The organism is Bradyrhizobium sp. USDA 3315 (assembly GCF_054056795.1).
Map to the genome: position 1 here is coordinate 1,364,665 of NZ_JBSRYP010000001.1, position 22,506 is coordinate 1,387,170.

Consider the following 22,506-nt stretch of genomic DNA (forward strand, 5'->3'; position numbering starts at 1 on the left):
AAACCGCGCCAAATCCTCACGTATACGCGTTCGGCCCCTTTTGCAGGCTGGCCCACTGCGCCTCGTCATGGCCGCAGATGACCTTGACGCCGGACGCCTCGAGCCTGGCGATCTCGTCGAGCGACTTCAGGAACTGGTCGACGTCGAGGCTGTTCCTCGGCGAGGTCCGCTGGTCGAGATTGGCGCGCACACTGAGCGCGTCGGAGGCGAGCAGGAATTCGCCGCTGTTGTCGAGCTTGACCAGCGCGCCGGTCGTTCCCTTCGAGTGTCCGGGCAGCGGGACCAGCGTCAGCTTGCCGTCGCCGAACACGTCCATCTGCTTATCGAAGATCTCCATCTTCAGCGGATGATCCCAATCCGCTTTGATGTATCCGCGATCGAACGCGTTATCGGCATTCGCGGCCTCGACCTCGAGTGCGTGGACGAAGATCGTCGCCTTCTTGAAGAAGGCGTTGCAGCCGCAATGGTCGGTGTGCAGATGGGAGCAGATCACCACGTCGATGTCGTCAGCGCCCAGGCCAACGGCCTTCAGGCTCGTCAGCACATGATCATCCGCCGGCATGATCGGGCGCATGTATTTGGCCAGCGTGCCGAGCCGTCCGTCAGGATCGGTCGCGACATCGGGATGGCATCCGGTATCGAACAGCACATTGCCTTGCGTGTGCCGCAACAGCACGCAGGACACCGGAAGCTCGATCATCTCGCCGCGCGCCGCGTCAGGCAGATAGGTCCGCTTCGACATCTGGAGACGGCCGCCCGACAACATATGCATCTTCATCTCTTACCTCCGCTTTTGACTTCAAACTACATATGAGTTTTATGAAAACTCATAATGGATTTGACAGCATATTATTCGTCCTTATAGCTTCCGCGCAACGTCGCGATCGCATGACAAATGCGCTCAACGAAGCACCCGGGCTCCTTCGGATCGGCATCGTTGGCATCGATCAGCGGCCGTCGAAGGGAAGTTTCGCCACGATGTACACCGTGTTCAGCACGTTCGCTGCGACATCCGATGCGGCAGCGTTCAAACCCTTTCTCTGCATTCCCGCGCGTGCCGACCGCGCATACTTTCCCGACGGCGTCGAACTGTCCTATGGCGGCATCGCGCGGCAGGTCTGCGCGTTGCGCGATCAGTACCGTGCAGCAGGCTTCGGCCACGGCCACCGCGCCTGCCTGCTGCTGGAGAATCGCCCCGATTTCATCGTGCACTGGCTGGCGCTCAACGGCATCGGCGTTTCGATCGTTCCGATCAACCCGGCCTATCGCGCGGCGGAAATCGAATACCTGATCGCGCATGCCGACCCCGACCTGATCATCACGCTGGCCGATCAGAAGGAATTGCAGAAGGCGCTGACCGGCGACGTTCCGCTGCTCACCGTCTCCGGTGACGATCTCGGCGCCAGCGTCGAGAAAGTGCCGCAGGCCAGGCGGCCAGCACCGCGCGCCGGCGAGCCGGGAAGCGAGACCGAGGCCGCGCTGCTGTACACGTCAGGCACGACGGCGCGTCCGAAGGGATGCATCCTGACCAATGAATACGTGGTCTCGACCGGCCGCTGGTACGTCAGCCACGGCGGCGAGGCGACATACCATGCAGGAACGGAGCGCCTCTACAGCCCGCTGCCGCTATTTCACATGGCCGGCCTGACGCTGACCCCGATCGCGATGATGCTGACCGGCGGCTGCCTGATCCTGCCGGAACGCTTCAACGCGAAATTTGCCTGGCGCGATATCGTCGCATGCCGGGCGAGCGTGCTGCATTATCTCGGCGTGATCGTCGCGGCCCTGCTGGCGCAGCCGGAGACGCCGGACGAGAAAGCCCATGCGCTGCGCTTCTCGATGGGCGTCGGCGCCAATCCCGAGCAGCGCGCGCGGGCTCGCGAACGCTTCGGCGTCCCCTTCGTCGAGGGCTGGGGCATGACGGAGACCGGACGCAGCCCCTTCAACACAGTCGAGCCGCGCCATCTCGAGACCAACACGATCGGCCGCAGCGTGCCCGGCCTCGAAATGATCATCCTCGATGCCGACGGCAATGCGCTGCCGGCTGGCGCAGTCGGTGAGCTCTGCGTGCGCCATTCGGAAGCGACGCCGCGGCGCGGCTTCTTCTACGGCTATCTGAAGGACCCCGAGGCCACCGAGCAGGCCTGGCGCGGCGGCTGGTTTCACACCGGCGACAGCGCCTGGCAGCACGAGGACGGCGCCTTCGTGTTCGTCGACCGGCTGAAGCATCTGGTCCGGCGCGCCGGCGAGAACATCTCGGCGGCGGAGGTCGAGGCCGTGCTGACGACGTCGCCTCAGGTCAAGCAGGCCGCAGTCATCGCCGCGCGCGATCCGATCCGCGACGAGGAAGTTGCGGCCTTCATCGTGAGCAACGACGGCACCGATGCTTCACGCGAGCTCGCCCAGGACATCTTCCACTTCTGCCGCGAACGCCTGGCGGCGTTCAAGCTGCCGGCGTGGATCGCTTTCGTCGCCGAGTTGCCGCTGACCTCGACCAACAAGATCCAGAAGCACGTGCTGCTCGGCGCGGACAGGGATCCGCAGTCGCATCCGGGCATGATCGACCTGCGGCAAGACAAGATCAACGCCATAAGGCAATCGAACTAGAGGAAACCAAGGACAATGACATCGAGATACGGATGGATCGCCGCGAGCGCTGCAATCCTCTCAGTCGCCTTCGCCGCCGCGCCATCCCACGCGCAGATTTCCGACGACGCGGTGAAGATCGGCGTGCTGACCGATCAGGCCGGACTCTACGCCGACGCCGCCGGCCCCGGAGCGGTCGAAGCGGTCCGGATGGCGATCGCGGATTTCGGCGGCAAGGTGCTGGGCAAGCCGATCGCGATGGTCGATGCCGACCATCAGAACAAGGCGGACATCGGCGCCGGCATCGCGCGGCGCTGGTATGAGCAGGAGAATGTCGACGTCATCGTCGATTTCGCCAATTCCGCCGTCGCCTTCGCCGTGCTCGAGCTCACCAAGCAGAAGAACAAGGCGATGCTGGTGTCGTCGGCCGGCTCCTCCGATCTGACCGGAAAGGGCTGCTCGGCGAATTCGGTGCAGTGGACCTACAACACCTATGCGCTCGCCAACAGCACGGTTCGGGCGCTGGCCAAGTCGGGCGCGAAGAGCTGGTACTTCGTCACGGTCGACTACGCCTTCGGCCACGCCCTGCGCAACGACGCGGCCAGGACCGTGGAGAAGGTCGGCGGCAGCATCGCCGGCGAGGTGCGGCATCCGCTCAACAGCATGGATTTCTCGTCCTATCTGCTGCAGGCCCAGAGCTCGAAGGCTGACGTGATCGCCTTTGCCAACACCGGCGGCGATCTCGCCAACTCGATCCGGCAGGCGCAGGAATTCGGGATGGCACACACGCAGAAGCTCGCGGCCTTCCTGATGCAGACCAGCGACATCCACGCGATCGGCTTGCAGGCCGCCCAGGGGCTGCAGCTCGCGACCGCCTTCTATTGGGATCTCGACGACAAGACCCGCGACTTTGCCGCGCGCTTCATGGCCAGGACCAAGAAGCGGCCGACCATGGTGCAGGCCGGTCTCTATTCCGCGGTCATGAACTATCTCAAGGCGGTGGAGAAATCCGGCACCGACGACGGCCCCAAGGTGATCGCGCAGATGAAGGACATGCCGATCGATGACTTCTTTGCCCGCAACGCATTCCTGCGCGAGGACGGCCAGCTGATCCACGACATGTATCTCGTGCAGGTGAAGTCGCCGGCCGAATCGAAGGGTGCCTGGGACTACGAGAAGCTGGTTCAGGTGATCCCGGGCAAGGAGGCGTTCGCGACGCCGGAGGAGAGCGCCTGTCCGCTGCTGAAGAAATGATCGCTCTGACGAAACTCGCAAGTCACAGGCAAGAAACCACAGGCAAGGCTGGACATCCCATGACTGAGCTGCCGCTGCTGTTTACCCCACTGCAATTGCGCGATCTCGAACTGAAGAACCGGATCATGGTCTCGCCGATGGCGACCTATTCGGCGCGGGAGGGGCGCGCCACCGATTGGCACACCGCGCATATCGGCAAGCTCGCCGCCGGCGGCGCCGGCCTCGTGTTCGTCGAGCAGAGCTCGGTGAACACCCAGGGGCGCATCACCCATGGATGCCTCGGCATCTGGGACGATGCGCACATCGCGGACCACGCCGCCCTCGCCGCGCTGATCCACAGCTTCAACGCCAAGGCCGCGATCCAGATCGCACATGGCGGCCGGAAAGGCTCCTCGCAGCGGCCGTGGGAAGGCGGCAACCCGCTCGGCGAAGCTGACATCAAGGCACGCGGCGAAGGCCCATGGCAGATCGCGGCCTCGAGCGGCATTCCCTTCGATGACGGCTGGCCGGCACCGCAGATGATGACTTCAGAGCAGATCGATGCCCTGGTGGACGACTATCGCCAGGCATTTCGTCGCGCCAGGGCGGCCGGCTATGACGTCATCGAGCTGCACTGCGCGCACGGCTATCTGATGCACTCGTTCCTGTCGCCGCTGGCGAACAACCGCAACGACGAGTATGGCGGGTCGCGCGAGAACCGCATGCGCCTGCCGCTGCGGATCGCGGCGATCATGCGCGAGGAGTGGCCCAGCCATCTGCCGGCCTTCGTCCGCATCTCGTCGGTCGACGGCGTCGACATCGGCTGGTCGATCGAGGACTCGATCGCGTTTGCGGCGGAGCTGAAGGCGATCGGGATCGACATGGTGGACTGCTCGTCGGGCGGCATGAAGCTACCGCGCGGCAATTCGCTGGTGTCGCGCACCCCGGGCTTCCAGGTGCCGTTCGCCGAGCGCATCCAGAAGGAAGTCGGCATGCCGACGGTGGCGGTCGGGCTGATCCGCGAACCGGACTACGCCGAAGCCATTTTGCGGGACGGCAAGGCGACGCTTATTGCACTCGGCCGCGAACTGCTGTGGAATCCGAACTGGCCCGCGCAGACGGCACTTGCGCTCGGATGCGATCCGGAGTGGACGAGTTGGCCGGAGCAATATGGCTGGTGGCTGAAGCGGCGGGTGGCGCAGCAGGGACGATAGCGATGCCGGTGGCGAAGAAGGATGTAGCGAAGGCCGGCGCGGCTGCCGGCGCGCGGTCTTTCGACGGCCCCGATTTCCCCGGCGACACCTCGCGCGACCTGCCGAAGATGGACAATGCAGTCAAGTCGGCGCGGCGCGTGTTCGACGTGCTCGAATTCTTCGAAGAGCACCAGCGCGCCGCCTCCGCGATCGAAGTCGCGGCCGCGCTCAAGTTCCCGCAATCCAGCACCTCGGCGTTGATGCGGACGATGACGGCGTTCGGCTATCTCCACTATGACACCAGCCGCCGCACCTATATCCCGACGCCGCGGATCTCGATGCTGGGGCACTGGCTGAGCCCGGCGTTGTTCACGAAGGGACGCCTGGTCAATCTGATGGAAGAGCTCTCCGCGCGGACCGGAGAGACCATCATGCTCGCGGTGCGCAACGGGCTCAGCGCGCAGTATGTCCATATCATTCAGGCCAAGCTGCCGATGCGGCTGTATGTCAAGGCCGGAACGCTGCGGCCGCTGGCGCGATCCGCGTCGGGTTACGCGCTGCTGTCGGCCTATCCGGACAAGGAGGTGCGCCGCCTGGTGCGCCTGATCAACGCCAACGAGAGCCGGCCCGATCGTCAGGTCGACATCAAGGCGCTGCTGCTTGAACTGAAGAAGGTCCGCGCCAAGGGGCACGCCTTCTCGCTCGGCCTGGTCACGCCGGGCGCGGGCGCCGTCGCCATGAACCTGCCGCCGATTGCGGAATCGAACGAACCGCTGGTGCTGTGCGTGGCCGGATTGAACGACGCGCTGGTCACCCAGGAGACCGAGTTCGCCGACCTGATGCGGAAGGCAATCGAGTTTCATCTGGCGGACTGAACTTATGTCGGCGGCCGGTTTGCGCGTGTGCGTGGCATACAAACGGGGACAATCGAAAGTTCACTATGCGGAATTCATGCGCCAAGTCCGGCTTCATGCCATCCGCGCAAGTGGCCCTGCGGGCAGCGCTTGTCACGGCTATGGCTTTTCCGCATCATTGAGCGCAAGACAACATCGCAAGCAGGGCATGGCCGAACAGCCAGCCCGAGCCAATCAACACGAGGAACGCTGTGGCGGAGAGTGAAAACATCGTCGCCGAGACCGCGGAAAAGATTTTCGCCGATCTCGCGGATGCCCAAACCATCAATCACGACAAGCAGGGCGCATGGAAGGCGCCGCTGTGGCAGGCGCTGACCGAAGCCGGCCTGCCGCTGTCCTGGGTGCCCGACGATCTCGGCGGTTCCGGCGCCAGCCTCGCCGAAGGATTCAGCGTCCTCAACGTCGCTGGGCGGCATGCGATCGCTGTTCCGCTGGCCGAAACAATGCTGGCCGGCTGGCTGCTGACGCAAGCCAGGATCGCCTCTCCCGAAGGCGAGATGACCGTGCTGCCGGCAAGCCCGAAGGACCGCGTGACGCTCAACGCCGACGGCTCGCTCTCCGGCCGCGCCCGCGGCGTGCCGTTCGCCAAGGACGCAAAACATTTCGCGGTGCTGGCTGAAGGCAATGGCGGCGTGTCGATCGCGCTGATCGATGCAGCGAAGTGCCGGATCGAATCCGGCATCGGGCTCGGCGGCGATCACAACGACATTGTCACGCTCGACAAGGTGCAGCCGGTCACGACCAGGCCGGCGCCGAAGGGTTTTGACCAGTCCACGCTGATGCTGATGGGCGGCGTGGTGCGCAGCCTGCAGATCGCCGGCGCGCTGGAAGCGATGCTCGACATCTCGGTGCGCTATTCCAATGAGCGCATCGCCTTCGAGAAGAAAATCTCGAAATTCCAGGCGGTGCAGCACAACCTCGCGCGTCTCGCCGGCGAAAACGCCGCGGCACTGGCCGCTGCGACCTCGGCGGCGGACACGATCGTGAACGCCAAGTCGCTGGACACTGATGCGGTGTTCCTGGAAGCCGCAGCGGCCAAGGTCCGCTGCTCGGAAGCGGCGGAGAAGGGCAGCGGCATCGCGCATCAGGTGCATGGCGCGATCGGCTTCACCATCGAGCACATCCTGCACCGCTATTCGCTGCGGGCGCTGGCCTGGCGCGACGATTTCGGCTCGGAGAGCTACTGGGCGGTCGAGCTCGGCAAGCTCGTCGCGAATCGTGGCGCCGATGAATTGTGGCCGCTGGTGGCTTCGCGCTGAGATCAGGCAGAAAGATCAGGACTGGACATCATGACTGCAGCCCTTCGTTTCGATCCGATCCGCCTGCCGGAAAAATGCGAGCAGCTCCGCAAGGAGGTGCGCGCCTTCCTCGCCGAGGAAATCGCCGCCGGCACCTTCGATCCCCACGCGCCGAACCGCGAGGACAATGACGCGCCGGAATTCTCCCGTCGCGTCGGCGCCAAGGGCTGGCTCGGCATGACCTGGCCGAAGAAATACGGCGGCCAGGAGCGCTCGTTCCTCGAGCGTTATGTGGTGACCGAGGAGATGCGGGTGGCGAACGCGCCGACCCGGCGCTTCTTCGTCGCCGACCGCCAGAGCGGGCCGGTGCTGCTGAAATACGCGCCCGAGCACATCAAGATGGACATCCTGCCGCGCATCTGCCGCGGCGAGGTCTGCTTCGCCATCGGCATGAGCGAACCGAACTCCGGCTCCGATTTGTTCGCGGCGAAGACCCGTGCAACCAAGACCGACGGCGGCTATCTGATCAACGGCACCAAGATCTGGACCTCGTCGGCGCACATTGCCGACTACATGATCGCGATTTTCCGCACCTCGCCGCCGACCAAGGAAAACCGCCGCCACGGCCTGACCCAGTTCCTGGTCAAGATGAAGCAGCCGGGCATCCAGGTGAATCCGATCGGCCAGATCACCGGCCAGTTCGAGTTCAACGAGGTCGTGTTCACCGACTACTTCGTGCCCGACGATCACGTGCTGGGCGAGGTCGATGGCGCCTGGAAGCAGGCGACGTCGGAGCTCGCCTATGAGCGAAGTGGTCCCGAGCGGTTTCTCGAGACCTATTACGTGCTCACCGAGCTCGTGCGCGCGGTTGGCAAGAACCCGGACACCCGCAGCGCCGAGGGCATCGGCCGCCTGGTGGCGCAGGTTCACACCATGCGCCGCATGTCGGTATCGGTCGCCGGCATGCTGCAGGCCGGCAAGGAGCCGGTGGTGGAGGCCTCGATCGTCAAGGACATCGGCACGGTGTGGGAGCAGCAGCTGCCTCATCGCGTGCGCGATCTCGCCGCGTTCGTCGAGGAGACCGCGACCAACCGCGAGACGCTGGAAAAGCAGCTCGATTTCGCCATCAAGACCGCGCCCAAGCTGACGATCCAGGGCGGCACCACGGAAGTGCTGCGCGGCATCATCGCCCGCGGACTTGGTCTGCGCTAGCCGCGCGGGCTCGCCTGCGCTAATTCAACGAGGACAGATCATGACCAAGTACACTGATATCGGCGTCGAAACCCACGGCCATGTCGGCCTGATCGAAATCCGAAAACCCCCGCTGAACTTCTTCGACGTCGCGCTGATCAACCAGATCGCCGACGCGCTGGAGGAGTTCGACAACAATATCGAGATCCGCGCCTCGGTGCTCGCAGCCCAGGGCAAGGCGTTCTGCGCCGGCGCCAATTTCGGTGATCCCGCCCGCCAGGAGCAGGAGGAACGCGCCAAGAGCGATCCGGCCTCGAACCTGCCGATCAACCATCTCTACGTTCAGGCGGTGCGCATCTTCCGCAACAAGAAGCCGATCGTCGCGGCGATCCATGGCGCCGCGATCGGCGGCGGCCTCGGCCTTGCCGTCTCCGCCGACTTCCGCGTCGCCTGTCCCGAGGCGCGCTTCGCGGCAAACTTCACCAAGCTCGGCTTCCATCCGGGCTTCGGCCTGACCGCAACGCTGCCGGAACTGATCGGCAAGAACAATGCCGAGCTGATGTTCTACACCAGCCGCCGCGTCACCGGCGAAGAGGCCTATCGCTGGGGCCTCGCCAATGTGCTGGTGCCGCAGGATCAGGTGCGGGCGGAAGCGATGAAACTCGCGCAGGAGATCGCCGAATGCTCGCCGCTCGGCCTGGTCTCGACCCGCGCCACCATGCGCGCCAACCTCGCCGACCGCGTGCTCGCCGCGACCAACCATGAGCTCGCCGAGCAGACCAAGCTGCGCGCGACCGAAGACTTCAAGGAAGGCGTCAAGGCCACCGCCGAGCGCCGCGTCGCCAACTTCAAGGGGCGGTAGCTGCAAGCGCCGCTCTCTCCACGGGTCGTCCCGGCCTAGTGCGCAATTGCGCACGGGAGCCGGGACCTATACGCCGCGGCCCGTGGAAAGGGCACAAGCGGCGTCGGCTCCTCTTACAACTCACTTCGGTGGTTATGGGTCCCGGCCTTCGCCGGGACGACACCGAGTTATTTCGGCACCACCAGCGCATCGACGATCGTGACGCCCTGCCCCTCCGGGTGCACCAACACCGGATTGACCTCGATCTCGGCGATCTCGTTCGCGTGCTGCGCCGCCAGCACCGAAATCTGCGAGATCAATCGCGCCAGTGCCGCGACATCGGCCTTCGGCGCGCCGCGGAAGCCGTGCAGCAGCGGCGCGGCCTTCAGCGTCTCAAGCATCGTGCTCGCTTCAGCCGGGCTCACCGGCGCGGGGCGATAGACCACGTCCTTGAACAGTTCGGTAGTGATGCCGCCGAGCCCCACCATCACCATCGGCCCGAAGGTCGCGTCCGTCATGGTGCCGACGATGATCTCGACGCCCTTCCTGGCCATCGGCCCGACCAGCACGCCCTGGATTTCAGCGCCCGGCCGCTGCTTCTGCACCGTCTCCAGCATGTCGCGATAGGCCGTGAATGCCGCGCCCTTGGCGGCGATGTTGACGCGGACGCCGCCGACCTCGCTCTTGTGCGCGATCGCGGGCGACTGGATCTTCATGACCAGTGGAAATCCGGCGCGCTCGATCGCAGCGTCGAGCCCGTCGCGGTCGGTCACCAGCACCTCATCCGGCAGCGCAATGCCGGCCGCGCGCAGCAGCGATTTGCTGTCATATTCCGACAACGTCTTCGACGTGAGATGCATGGAGAGATCGTGCGCCGGCGACGCTGATGCCGAGATCTCCGGCGCGGGCTTGAAGGCGGCATAGTCCGCCAGCCGCCGCATCGCGACGCCGACATGGGTTAGCCCCGACAGCACCACCACGCCCGACTTCGCCAGTTCCTGCCGCGCGAATTGCGACGGCAGCGTGTAGGAATAGAACACCACCGGCTTGTTCTGCGCGGCGATCAACGGCTTCAGCTCGGCTTCCTTGAACGGCATCCGCGTCTCGCTCGACAGCGACAGCACGACCAGCGTCGCGTCCACTTCATCAGACGTGTCGAACAGCTCGATGCTCTTCTGCAGTCCGCCGGATGACACGCCCTGCGCGGTCACGTCGACCGGATTGCCCGCCGCTCCGTAGGACGGCATCCATTGCTTGATCTGGCTCTGGATCGCGGCTGAAAGCTCCGGCACGCGCAGGCCCTGCATCGAGACGGTATCGGCGCCCCAAATGCCGGCGCCACCGGACACCGTCAGCACCGCGACGCGATCGCCCTTCGGCAGCGGATTGGTAGTCAGAACCGCGGCAATGGTCACGGCCTCGTCGAGGTCGTTGGAGACGATGAAGCCGTATTTCGCGAACACCGCATCATAGGCCGCCGACCAACCCGCCATGCTCGCGGTGTGCGAGGCCGCCGCGCGCTCGCCGGCGCCGGAGCGCCCGACCTTGGTGACGATCACGGGCTTTTTGAGCTCTGCCGCGCGCTTCGCCGCCGCCAAAAACTTGTCGACGTCGCGGATACCCTCGATGAACAGCAAGATCACGTCGGTCGAGGCATCCTGCACCATGTAGTCGAGGAACTCGCCGGCGCCGAGATCGCTCTCATTGCCGGCGCTGACGACATAGCTGAGCGCAACCCCGAGCGCCTTGGCGCGGTGATAGATCGCAAAGCCGATGCCGCCGCTCTGTGCGACGATGCCGATCCGCCGCTTGCTGGCGACCAGATCGGGCGCTTCCGGCTTGACGTCGACGGTCGGGCTGAAGGTCGCGGCGACCTTCTGCGCCTGGCTGTAAAACCCTTCCGCGTTCGGCCCACTGATCCGCATCCCGGTTCGCTTCGCCAGCGCGACGATCGCGTCCTGCATGTCAGCGCTGTCGCCGCCTTCCTCGGCAAAGCCGGACGAGATGATGACCGCGTTCTTCACACCGGCCGCCGCGCATTGCTCCAGCGCCGGCAGCACCGCACGCGCGGGAATGACGATAACGGCAAGATCGATCGGCGCGCCGATCTCGGCGACCGACTTGAAGCATTTCAGCCCGTCGATCTCGTCATAGTTCGGATTGATCGGATAGAGCGCGCCGGGATAGCCGTTCTTGCGCAGCATCGCGAGCAGCCGCCCGGGAATCTTCTCATGATCGCGCGAGGCGCCGATCAGCGCGATGCTTTTTGGGGCGAAGAAGGTATCGAGCGGATGCGGCATGGGGAGCGTGTTCCCGATTGTTGTTGTTGCTCTTGACGATATTGGATCACCGCCGCCGGCTCAACCGCTCTCCCCGCAAGCACCAATCGTTCACCGTCACCCTGAGGTGCGATCGAAGAGAGCCTCGAAGGGTGCATGGCCACCAGCCGGGCCGTGCATCCTTCGAAACGCCGCTTCGCGGCTCCTCAGGATGACGGGAGAAAGATGCGTAGCCCAGATGCAACGGAGCGCAATCCGGGGGCCGGTCTACCCGCGGAGAGCACAGTCCCGGATTTCGCTCTGCTCCATCCGGGCTACGACGTCACGCCGTCAGCTTGAACGTCACGCCGCAGAGCTGGAACCCGTCGCCCTTCACCGCACAGCCTCTCGCCTTCGCCGCTTCCAGCACCTTCGCTTTGTCGGCGACCTTGAACGTCAAGCCGCTCATGATCTCGCTGTCGCCCTTGACGAAGCGGAAGGTGCTGTTCGGCAGCTTCACCACGGTACCATCGGCGGGAATGCCGATGATCCTGCCCCAATGCGCCGCCAACGCCTCAGGCTCGGGGCTCTGCATCTCGACCTCGGTCAGCGCCAAAGTCGTGTCCTTGCGGATCGACTTCTGCCAGTCGGGGCCAGCCGGCGGGTACGGCCCCAGCACGTCGTCGCTGTCGTCGGTGTGGTTGAACTCGATAAAGGCGGCTCGGCAGTCGCGCGGATGCAGCTGCACGCCGTGATACGGCGCGTGCGTGATCACGTTCGCGGTGCGCACGCCCATCGCGTTGGCCTTGGCGCCGCGCGCGTCGGGATCCTCACAAACGAAGATCGCCATATAGCCCCCGCGGCCACCGGTCTTCTCGATGAAGCGCCCGGCCGCCGTGCCCGGCCCCGGCTGGAACGGCGCGACGACTTCGAGCAGGATGGTATCGACCGGCAGCAGCGCGTTCTCGAGGCCGTATTTCGCAACGTTGCCGTCGCGATAGCAGACGTCGAGGCCCATGATCGCGGAGATGTCCGCGATCACGGGCGCAAGCTGCGGCGCCACCAGGCAGATCTGCCGCAGCCGCATGTACTCGGCCATGGTCTACTGCCCCTGGAAGGTGGGCTTGCGCTTCTCGACGAAGGCTTTTGCCGCTTCCTTGTGGTCCGTGGTCTCGCCGGCACGCGTGTGGTGGATCGCCTCGCCGTCGAAGCAGGCTTCGAGGGTCATGGTCTCGGCATTGTTGATGTTGCGCTTGATGTAGCCGAGCGCCACTGACGGGCCCTGCGCCAGCGACCGCGCCAGCTCCAACGTCTCGGCCTCGACGTCGGCATCAGGCACCACCTTGGAGACCATGCCGAGATTGTATGCTTCCTGCGCCGACAGCACCGGCGACATCATGTAGAGCTCGCGCGCTTTCGCGCTGCCGAGCATCTTGGTCAGGAAGTAGGTGCCGCCGTAGTCGCCGGAGAAGCCGACCTTGGCGAAAGCGGTGGTGATCTTGCAGGAGGCGCCGGCAATACGGAGATCGCAGGACAGCGCGATCGAAAGCCCGGCGCCGGCCGCGGCGCCGTCGAGCTGCGCCACCACCGGCTTCGGCATCTGGTGCAGGATGCGCGAGACCTCCATGCCGCGGCGCAGGTTGGCCATCTTGGCCTCGAACGGCAGCGGGGCGCGGCCTTCCGCCATCGACTTGACGTCGCCGCCGACGCAGAAGGTGCCGCCGGCGCCCCGGATCAGCACCGCGCGCACCTCGGTATCGTCCTGCGCGCGCCGCGCCGCCTCGACGAGGCCGCGCGTCATGTCGGGATTGAGCGCGTTGCGCCGATCGGGACGGTTCATGGTGATCGTGAGCAGGCCCTTGTCGAGGGATTGGAGGACCATCTGATTGTCGCTCATGGCGTTTTGCCTTTCGTTGTTATTTTGAATCCGTCATTCCGGGATGGTGCGTAAGCACCAGACCCGGAACCTCGAGATCCCGGGTTCGTGCTTCGCACGCCCCGGGATGACTGCGTGACTTCGTCACTTCGTCACTTCTTCACCAGCGGGCAGCGCGACTCCGACAGCGGCTGGAAGGCCTGGTCGCCCGGCACGGTCGCTACCAGCTTGTAGTCGTCCCAGCGGCCCTTCGATTCCGACGGCTTCTTGACCTCGAACAAATACATGTCGTGCACCATACGGCCATCCTCGCGGATCTTGCCGTTCTTGGTGAACATGTCGTTGATCGGGGTCTCCTTCATCACCTTCATGACGGCGGCCGCATCGGTGGTGCCGGCGGCCTTCACCGCCTTGAGATAGTGCGTCACCGAGGAATAGACGCCGGCCTGTGCCGAGGTCGGCACCCGCTTGGTGCGTTCCATGAAGCGCTTCGTGAAGGCGCGGCTGTCGTCGTTGAGATCCCAGTAGAAGGCTTCCGCCAGCAACAGGCCCTGCGCGGTCTCGAGCCCGACGCTGTCGATGTCGGTGACGAAGGCCAATAGCGGCGACAGTTTCTGGCCGCTCTTGGTGAGGCCGAATTCCGCCGCCTGCTTGATCGCGTTGATGGTGTCGCCGCCGGCATTGGCAAGGCCGATCACCTTGGCCTTCGAGGCCTGCGCCTGCAGCAGGAAGGACGAGAAATCCGAGGTGTTGATCGGATGCCGCACGCTGCCGAGCACCTTGCCGCCCGACTTCACCACGACGTTGCTGGTGTCCTTTTCCAGGTCCTGGCCGAACGCGTAGTCCGCGGTCAGGAAGAACCAGGTATCGAGACCGGATTTCACCGCGGCAAGGCCGGTCACATTGGCCTGCGCGAAGGTGTCGAACACGTAGTGCACGGTATAGGGGCCGCAGGCCTCGTTGGAGAGGCGGATCGAGCCCGGACCGTTGAACATGATGATCTTGTTGCGCGCCTTGGCGATTTCGGCAGCGGCGAGCGCGGTCGCGGAGGCCGCGACGTCGAAGATCATCTCGACGCCCTGGTTGTCGATCATGTCGCGGGCGATGTTGGCGGAGAGGTCGGCCTTGTTGAGATGGTCGCCGACCACGATCTCGACCTTGCGGCCGAGCACCTCGCCGCCGAAATCCTCCACCGCCATCTTGGCGGCGGTTTCGCTGCCCGAGCCGGTGATGTCGGCATAAAGGCTCGACATATCGAGGATGCCGCCGAGCTTCAGCGGAGGCTTGTCCTGCGCCAGCGACGCATTCGCCGAGATCGCAAACGCACAGGCCAACACGCCGGCCAAAACTCGTCTCATTCCAATCCTCCCTTGCAGCGCGGACTTCGTTCCATCAGGTCCGTTTCGAGGGCCGGATCATGCCGCATGGCCTGCACTGCAGCAAGCCGCAGCGGCAGCAATCTGTTTTCCGCTAAGCGGAATGAGGCGCCGCGCCGGAGCTTCCGGCCGCGCTGCGATCAGAGATGAAAGTCGGGAACGGTCTGATGGGGCGTTCCCGCCGGCAGGCCGAGGAACAGGTACTGCATGCCATAATGTCCGGCGAATGCCGATGCCGTTGCATCCATGATGATGCGACCGCCGAGATCCAGATGCAATTCCGGCCGGGTAATGGCGCCGAGTGTGTAGGCCGGCACGATGGTCTCGTTGATATGCAGGGCGTCGAACACGGCGGACACCGCCGAAAGCGAGGCCGCATTGCCGGCCAGGTCGACGACATCGGCGCCATTGGCGGCGAAGCTGGTCACCGCCAGCGAGCCGGCGCGATCGGTCGACGACACGATGTGATCGAACACCAGCTTCGAGGAATCGCCGAGCAGCACCGTTGCCGCGGCGTCGTAGATTGCGGTGCCGCCATCGTTCAGCGTCAGGCTCGGCGTGCCGCCATTGACGTGGACCGCCTCGTTGAAGCCGACCGTCAGCTGGACCAGCGAACCCGGCGTCGCGACGCCACCGGAGGGCGTCGCCGTGATTCCGGTGAGATGAGGCGCCGTGGTGTCGAGGGTGAAGGTCAGGTTGGAGGATGCGCTGACATTGCCGGCGGCGTCGACCTCCTGCACCGTGACGGAGTGCATACCATCAGTCGTAAAGACCGGCGCCGCCGTGGAGAAGCCCGACGCGCCGTCGGCCTTGTAGCGCAGCGTGTCGGCCGCATCGAACTTGGTGTAATCGATCAGCGGATTGCTGGTGATGTGGTCGGCGCTGGAGACGCCGGTGTCGCGGTGCAGTGCCAGCGTCGGCGCCGATGGCGCCTTGGTGTCGCCGGTGAAGCTGACCGCATTGCTCGCTCCGCCGGCATTGCCGGCGATGTCGGTGTAGCTCGCCCCGGCAACCGAAAGGTCAGCCGACAGATGGTCGGTGACATCGGCCGTGAAGGTCGCGGTGTAGATATCGTGACCTGCGCCGGTGATGCCGACATGGACGAGGCTGCCCAGCAGGCCGCCATGGATGGTGACGTCGCCGAGTCCGAAACCTGCGACCGCCTCGGAGAAGGTGAACGTCATCAGCGCGGTGTCGCCGGCGTGCAGCAGGGTGTGATCGGCCGCCACCGATACCGTCGGCGGATGCGTGTCGCCACCGATCGTCGCGGTATTGCTCGCCGCGCCGGCACTGCCTGATACGTCGGCATAGCTTGCGGCCGTGACCCGGATCGAACCCGCCACGACGTCGTTGATATCGGGCGTGAAGATCGCGGTGTAGACGTCCTGCCCCGACACGTTGAGCCCGACATGGACCAGATTGGTCACCGTGCCGCCGGCGACGACGGTATCGCTGAGCGCAAAGCCCGCGACCTGCTCGGAGAAGGTGAAGGTGACAACCGAAGTCTGGCCCGAAAGCACCGTGCTCGGGCTCGCGGCAACCGACACCGTCGGCGCCCTGGTATCGCCAGTGAAGCTGATGGTGCCGCTCGCCGCACCGGTATTGCCGGCAATATCCATATAGCTCGCGGCGATGACCTGCACCGAACCGGCTTCAGTGTTGCTTTCGTCCGGCGTGAAAATTGCCGTGTAGACGTCCTCGCCCGATGCGTTGACGCCGACATGGACCAGATTGCCCAACGCCCCGCCGTGTACCGTGACGTCACCGAGCGCGAAGCTCGCGATTTGTTCGGAGAACGTGAACGTCACCAGCGCGGTTTGGCCCGCCAGCAGCGCGTTACGGTCAGCCGCGATCGACACCGTCGGCGCCAGCGTATCGCCGCCGATCGTCGCGGTGTTGCTTGCCGCGCCGGCATTGCCGGCCACATCGCTGTAACCGGACGCATTCACCTTCACCGAGCCGGTCTCGGTGTCGCTGACATCGGGCGTGAAGGTCGCGGTGTAGACGTCCTGCCCAGCACCGTTGAGCCCGACATGCACGAGATTGCTCAGCGCGCCGCCATGGACGGTGATGTCGCCAAGGGCGAAGCCCGACACGGTCTCCGAGAAGGTGAAGGTCGCGACGGAGAGGTCGCCGGCCAGCACCGTGTCGGGATTGAGCGTGACGGAGACCGTCGGCGCCAGCGTGTCACCGGTGAAGTTGATGGCGTTGCTGGCAGCGCCGGCGTTGCCGGCCGTGTCGCTATAGCTCGATGCATTGACCTGCACCGAGCCTGCCTCGGCGTTGGTCACGTCGGGCGTGAAGTTCGCGGTGTAGATGTCCTGGCCGGCGCCGTTGACGCCGACATGGACAAGGCTGCCCAGCGCGCCGCCGCTGACGCTGACATCGCCGAGCCCAAAGCCCGCGACGGCCTCGGAGAAGGTGAAGGTCACGACCGCGGTCTGACCGGCAAGCAGCGTACCATGGTCAGCTGAAACCGACACGGTCGGCGCCTTGGTGTCGCCGGTGAAGCTGATCGTGTTGCTCGACGAGCCGGAATTGCCGGCAACGTCGCTATAGCTTGACGCATTGACCTGCACCGAGCCTGCCTCGGTGTTGGTCACATCGGGCGTGAAGGTCGCGGTGTAGACGTCGTGGCCGGAGCCATCGACGCCGACATGGGTGAGATTGCCTAGCGTACCGCCCTGGACGGTGACATCACCCAATGCAAAGCCGCTGACGGCCTCGGAGAAGGTGAACGTGACAACCGCGCTATCGCCGGCAACCAGCGTGGTGTGATCGGCTGCAACCGCCACCGTCGGCGCCTTGGTATCACCGGTGAAGGTGATCGCGCTGCTTGCCGCGCCGGCGTTTCCGGCGCTGTCGGTATAGCTTGACGCGTTGACCTGCACCGAGCCCGCCTCGGCGTTGGTCACGTCGGGTGTGAAGGTTGCCGTGTAGATGTCCTGGTGCGCGGCGTTGACGCCGACATGCACGAGGTTGCTCAGCGCGCCGCCGCTCACCGTCGTGTCCGTCAGCGCAAAGCCGGTGACCGCCTCGGAGAAGGTGAAGGTGACGGTCGAGGTCTGCCCGGCCAGCAGCGCGGTCGAACTCGCCGCAACCGATACGGTCGGCGCGATCGCGTCGATCACAAGATGCAGGTCGGTCGCCGCATGGGTCACGTCGGCGTCCTGACCGCCGGGATCCTTGATCGTGCCGCCGTTGAGCGAGAGGCTCTGCACCTGAAGATCGGACGTGCTGTCGCCGTCCTGCACCGTGTAGCTGAACACCAGCGCCTGCGAGCCGCTGCCGCTGAGATAGGTCGCGGCCTTGCCGTCATTGAGCAGCAACTCCGGCGCGCCGGTCACGTTCACCGTGTTGCTGAAGTTGACGGTGATGGTCACGACCTTGCCGGCGTTCAGGATCGTGAGATGATCGGTGGTGTCGGAAGTGATCGAGGCGATGCTCGCCTGTGACCGGATCTCGAGATGCGGAGAGGCCGAGCCGTCGGACGCCAGCATCAGCGAGCCGGCCGAGGCGCCGGCGCCAAAACTCAGGTTCAGCGAGGCGAGCGTCGTGCCGCTACCGCTCTTCACCAAGAGCACGCCGTTCGCATAGGACAGCGTCGCCGTGGCGTCATAGGCGATGTTGCCGAAGTCGATGGTGTCGCCGCCGGAAAGGCCGGTGATCGACGTGCCAAACGAGGTGCCGGAGAATGCCGCAGCATCGAGCACGAGTTTTTCGGTGCTGCCGTCGGTGAAGGCGATCGCGCCGGTTCCCGCCGCACCGCTCGCCGCCAGCTCGAGGATCGAGCCCTTGATGACGGTGCCGCCGGAATAGGTGTTGTGCGCCGACAGCACAAGCCGCCCGCCGCCGGTCACCTCGACATCACCAGGCGTCGCGCCGTCGGAGATCACGCCGCTCTGGGTAACGGTTTCGCCGGCCGCGACATTGAAGACCGGATCGCCCGCGACGGTGATGTTGCGGGTCTGCGTGAAGCCGTCGGTGAAGCTGATGCCGGTGCCGTCGCCCAGCTTCAGCACATTGGTGACCGCGCCGAGATTCACGTTGGCGGAGATCGACACCCTTGTGCCGGCGCCGCTGACCGTGGTGTTGCCGGTGTAGGTGTTGTTGCCGCCGAGGATGACGGTGCCGCCGCCGCTGATGGCGAGGCCCCCAATGCCCGCATTGGCACCGGTGCCGCCATTGCCGCTCTGGTCCGCGATGTCGTTGGCAACCGTCAGCGTCTGGCCGCTGGCCGGCGTGAAGCTGAGATTGTTGTTGCCCTGGATGAAGATGCCGGAGCCGAAACCCGAGCCGCTGGCCTGGCCGATGCCATTGGTGCCGCCCTTGACGGCGCTGAAGCCGGAATCATTGGAGAGCGAGCCGCTCTTGATGGTCAGCGAACCGCCTTGCTGAACGAAGACGTCGCCGCCCGCGCCAAGGCCGCCACCGCCACCCGGCGCGCCGTTGCCATTGGTGCCGCCATTGCCGCCGCCAAAGCCGCCGACACCGCCGATGCCACCGCCGCCACCGAAGCCGCCGTCGCCATTGTAGCCGCCGCCACCGCCGAAGCCGCCGTTGCCGCCATCGCCGCCGCCGCCGCCGAAGCCGCCATTGCCGCCACCAGCCCCGTTGCCGCCGCCGACACCGCCACCCGGACCGTAGGGTGCGCGGACGCCGCTGCCGATCCACCCCGCCGCGCCACCGCCTCCACCGTTGGCGCCGCCTGCTCCGCCATACCAGTAAAGCTCGGTCCCGCCCCCGATCGAGACCAGGTAACCGTCGCTCCCTTTGCCGCCCCCAGCGGTGTTGGGGATAATGCCGGGCGAACCGCTTCTAAAGAGATCATCATCCGCGCCCTGAGCGCCGAGGCCGATCCCCCCGCCGCCGCTGCTTCCGCCGCGTCCGCCCATCCCGCCGCCGCCGCCGAAGCCGTAGCCGGAGCTGATACTGCCAGTGCCGCCGGCACCGCCGTTGCCGCCGATCGCGGCGCTGTTGTGGAAGGTGACGTTGTCGATGGTGGCGCTGCCGTTCGACGAGACGAACAGCGCGCCGCCGAGCCCGGCGCCGCCACCGCCGCCGCCGCGAACGACACCGCCGCCTGCGGCCACCGTGTTCTGGATGGTCAGGTTCTCGAGATTGACGTTGCCCGCATAGACGAAGAAGCCGCGCTGGGCGTTGAGGCCGTCGATCGTATGCGTGCCGCCGTGGCCGTCGCTGCCATTGATCGTGACGCTCGATCCGCTCAAGAGATTGAGCGCGTACAGCTCCGACGTCAGGCTGAAGTTCGCAGTGATGTTGATTGTGTAGTTGGCATTCGGCGCGGCGTTCTGCCCGCCGGAATCCATCTGCAGGATGGCCGCATTGAGCTCGGCGACGTTGGAGACGTTGAAGACGCGGGTCGAGACGACCTGCACGATCGTTCCGCCGTTGGCATCCTGCGAGAGCTGAAAACTGGTCCCGGCGCCGACGCCGGCAAGGGTCAGCGTATCGGTCGTGGTGCCGTTCGAGATCGAGAGCGTGTTGCCGGACAGGCTGACCGTGTTGAGCGACGGATTCTGGGTGTTGTACTGCAGCCCGGTCAGGTCGATGAGCTGGCCGGGATTGAAGTTCGCGATCGTGTTGGCGAACGCATTGCCGCTCAGCGCGGCGTTGTCGATCTTCAGCGTGCCGGCGATGCCGGTCGTGAACGAGATGTTGCCGGTTCCGGCGGCGCCGGCCGCGGTGAGCCACACCGTGCCCGAATAGATCGTCGTGCTTCCATAGGTATTGGCGGCATGGCCAAGCACGAGCGTACCGCCGCCGTCGACGCCGAGATTGCCGCTGCCGGTGACGAGGGCCGTGTCGGACACGGTCTTGCCGTTCGCGATCGACAGGATCGAATTGCCGGTGACCGAGAGCGTGTCGTCGAAAGTGCCGCTCGATGTCAGCGACAGATGCGCGCTGCTCAGACCGAACGTCCCGGTCAGCCCCGCGAGCTGACCCATCCCGAGCTGCAACGTGCCGGCGCCGGACAGCATGAACGTACCGGAGCCGCTGATCGAGCCGGTGTCCGCGATCGTGCCGGACGATATGTCGAAGGTGCCGCCATTGGCGGTGAGCTGAATATCGTGCGTGAAAGTGTAGCCGCCGGTCGTGGTCAGCGTGCCGCCGTTGAGGATCAGCGCACCGGCCGAACCGCCGATGTTGTTGTCGGCCGTGATCGAGAGAGTGTTGCCGGCATCGATCTGCGTACCGCCGACATAGGTGCTCGCACCCGTCAATGTCAGCGTACCGCCGCCGGAGACGACCAGCTTGCCAGTGGTGCCGCTGCCGCTGATGCCCCGCTCATCGGCGATGCTGTCGCCGATCGTCAGCGTGGTGACGGTCTGCAATCCCTCGAAGACCGTGGAAACGGCGTGCGTCGGCGTGACCACCATCGTGCCCTGGATGAAGATGTCGCCATAGGCGGAGCCGTTGCCGGCACCGTTGGCGCCGGTGCCGCCGGTCTCGGTGGCATCCATCAAGGTGCCGCCGATGACGGTCAGCGTTCCGCCTTGCTGAACGAAGATGTCGCCGCCGGCGCCAAGGCCGCCGCCTCCGCCGCCGGCGAGCGAGCCGCTGCCCGCGCCGAAGCCGCCGGTGCCGGGCGTGCCGTTCGAACCGCCGCCGCCACCGCCGAAGCCGCCATTGCCGCCGGTATGCGCGTATCCGCTGCCGTTGCCGGAGCCGCCGCCACCGCCGGCGAAACCACCATTGCCGCCGCCATAAATGCCGCCGCCGCCACCGCCGCCCATGCCGCCGGCGCCGCCGAAGCCGATCAGGGTGCCCGAGGGGCCGCCGCCCACCGAGTTGGCGCCGCCGATACCGCCGCCGCCACCACCGACACCGCCGCCACCACCGCCGCCGCTCGCGCCACCGCCGGCATGTGCGCCGTAGCCTGAACCGCCGTAATTGTCGGCGCCCTGTCCGCCGCCCGCCGCACCTTCGATCGTCGCCGGCGTGCCGCCCGCGGTCTGCGCCCCGGTCGAGGGATGCTGGCTGTCGGAGCCTGCCTCGCTGTAACCGCTGCCGCCATTGCCGTGATAGCCGTAATAGTCCTGGCCGCCGAAGCCGCCGCCACCGCCGCCGCCACCATTGCCGCTGCCGCCATCGGCACCGATGCCGCCACCACCGCCGCCGCCGCCGGCCGGATCGACCACGCCGCCATCGCCGCCCTTAGACGTGTTGCTGCCGAAATTGACGTTGTTCAGCGTGACATTGGCGTTCTGTCCGACGAACAGGCCGCCGCCGAGGCCCGCGCCGCCACCGCCGACCCCACCATTGCCGCCGCTCGCAACCGCGTTGACGATCGTGAGGTTCTTGAACGTCACCGTGCCTGATGTGACGACAAAGCCTTGATAGCCGCGCGCGTCGATGACGTCGCTGTAGTCCTGGCCGCCGAGTTGATTGTTGTAGTCGGAGTTGCCGTCGAAGGTCAGCGTCGAGCCGTTCATCAGATTGATGGCCGGCAGATCGTCCAGCAATTGCAGCGTGCGCGCGCCGGACGAGAGCGAGAAGTTGATCACGTAATCGGTGTTGGCCGCGGCGAGTCCACCGCCGACGCTGATCGCCGAGATCGCGTTGTAGAGCTGGAGATAATCGTGCAGCGGATCGCTGGTCGTCAGCGTGAGAACAACTGGGTTCGACACAAGGACCTCGGCAATATGCGCGAGCGACCGCGATCGGCCGCCTTTCAAAAAATTGCCGAATAGTTACCTTGCGTCGCAAGTCATTGGCAACAATAACGAATTCTCATTCCGCGCACGGAGTTGAGATCATGAATGGGTAAGGTTGACG

At 65.5% G+C, this 22,506-nt stretch carries 13 protein-coding genes; 7 read left to right on the forward strand and 6 right to left on the reverse strand.

Features of this window, described 5'->3' with window-relative positions:
• Positions 1-16 precede the first annotated feature (16 nt).
• Positions 17-778 carry an N-acyl homoserine lactonase family protein gene (locus ACVIYL_RS06380; protein WP_456778026.1) on the reverse strand — a complete coding sequence of 254 codons (762 nt, stop codon included), beginning with the start codon at positions 776-778 and terminating at the stop codon, positions 17-19.
• A 110-nt stretch (positions 779-888) separates the two neighbouring features.
• On the opposite strand from ACVIYL_RS06380, the gene ACVIYL_RS06385 reads away from it, so the two are divergent.
• From ACVIYL_RS06385 to ACVIYL_RS06415, 7 genes are all read left to right on the forward strand, one after another.
• A complete protein-coding gene (locus ACVIYL_RS06385) occupies positions 889-2,607 on the forward strand; it encodes an AMP-binding protein (RefSeq protein WP_456778027.1) in 1,719 nt (572 codons plus the stop codon).
• A 15-nt stretch (positions 2,608-2,622) separates the two neighbouring features.
• Positions 2,623-3,840: an ABC transporter substrate-binding protein gene (locus ACVIYL_RS06390; RefSeq protein ID WP_456778028.1), complete on the forward strand. Its 1,218-nt coding sequence runs from the start codon at positions 2,623-2,625 to the stop codon at positions 3,838-3,840.
• A gap of 59 nt (positions 3,841-3,899) precedes the next feature.
• Positions 3,900-5,033 (forward strand): NADH:flavin oxidoreductase/NADH oxidase, encoded by a 1,134-nt coding sequence (locus ACVIYL_RS06395; RefSeq protein ID WP_253606134.1) that lies wholly within the window; start codon positions 3,900-3,902, stop codon positions 5,031-5,033.
• A 2-nt stretch (positions 5,034-5,035) separates the two neighbouring features.
• On the forward strand, positions 5,036-5,887 hold the full coding sequence (locus ACVIYL_RS06400) for an IclR family transcriptional regulator (RefSeq protein WP_057020165.1): 852 nt from the start codon (positions 5,036-5,038) through the stop codon (positions 5,885-5,887).
• 230 nt (positions 5,888-6,117) lie between these two features.
• A complete protein-coding gene (locus ACVIYL_RS06405) occupies positions 6,118-7,185 on the forward strand; it encodes an acyl-CoA dehydrogenase family protein (protein ID WP_057020166.1) in 1,068 nt (355 codons plus the stop codon).
• Positions 7,186-7,215: 30 nt separating this feature from the next.
• Positions 7,216-8,376, forward strand: coding sequence for an acyl-CoA dehydrogenase family protein (locus ACVIYL_RS06410; protein ID WP_018269158.1), 1,161 nt, complete (start codon positions 7,216-7,218; stop codon positions 8,374-8,376).
• 40 nt (positions 8,377-8,416) lie between these two features.
• Positions 8,417-9,217, forward strand: coding sequence for an enoyl-CoA hydratase/isomerase family protein (locus ACVIYL_RS06415; RefSeq protein ID WP_456778029.1), 801 nt, complete (start codon positions 8,417-8,419; stop codon positions 9,215-9,217).
• Between the two features lie 167 nt (positions 9,218-9,384).
• Here the strand turns inward: ACVIYL_RS06415 and ACVIYL_RS06420 are convergent, their stop codons facing one another.
• The 5 genes from ACVIYL_RS06420 to ACVIYL_RS06440 form a co-directional block, all read right to left on the reverse strand.
• Entirely contained in the window at positions 9,385-11,496 is a 2,112-nt protein-coding gene (locus tag ACVIYL_RS06420) for an acetate--CoA ligase family protein (RefSeq protein ID WP_456778030.1), read from the reverse strand.
• Positions 11,497-11,797: 301 nt separating this feature from the next.
• Positions 11,798-12,553: a VOC family protein gene (locus ACVIYL_RS06425; protein ID WP_092083163.1), complete on the reverse strand. Its 756-nt coding sequence runs from the start codon at positions 12,551-12,553 to the stop codon at positions 11,798-11,800.
• Positions 12,554-12,556: 3 nt separating this feature from the next.
• Positions 12,557-13,351, reverse strand: a complete 795-nt coding sequence (locus ACVIYL_RS06430) for an enoyl-CoA hydratase (protein WP_456778031.1) — start codon at positions 13,349-13,351, stop codon at positions 12,557-12,559.
• 131 nt (positions 13,352-13,482) lie between these two features.
• Complete coding sequence (locus ACVIYL_RS06435; protein ID WP_253606127.1) at positions 13,483-14,688, reverse strand: ABC transporter substrate-binding protein; 1,206 nt, start codon at positions 14,686-14,688, stop codon at positions 13,483-13,485.
• A 158-nt stretch (positions 14,689-14,846) separates the two neighbouring features.
• Positions 14,847-22,358, reverse strand: coding sequence for an Ig-like domain-containing protein (locus ACVIYL_RS06440; protein WP_456778032.1), 7,512 nt, complete (start codon positions 22,356-22,358; stop codon positions 14,847-14,849).
• Positions 22,359-22,506 lie beyond the last annotated feature (148 nt).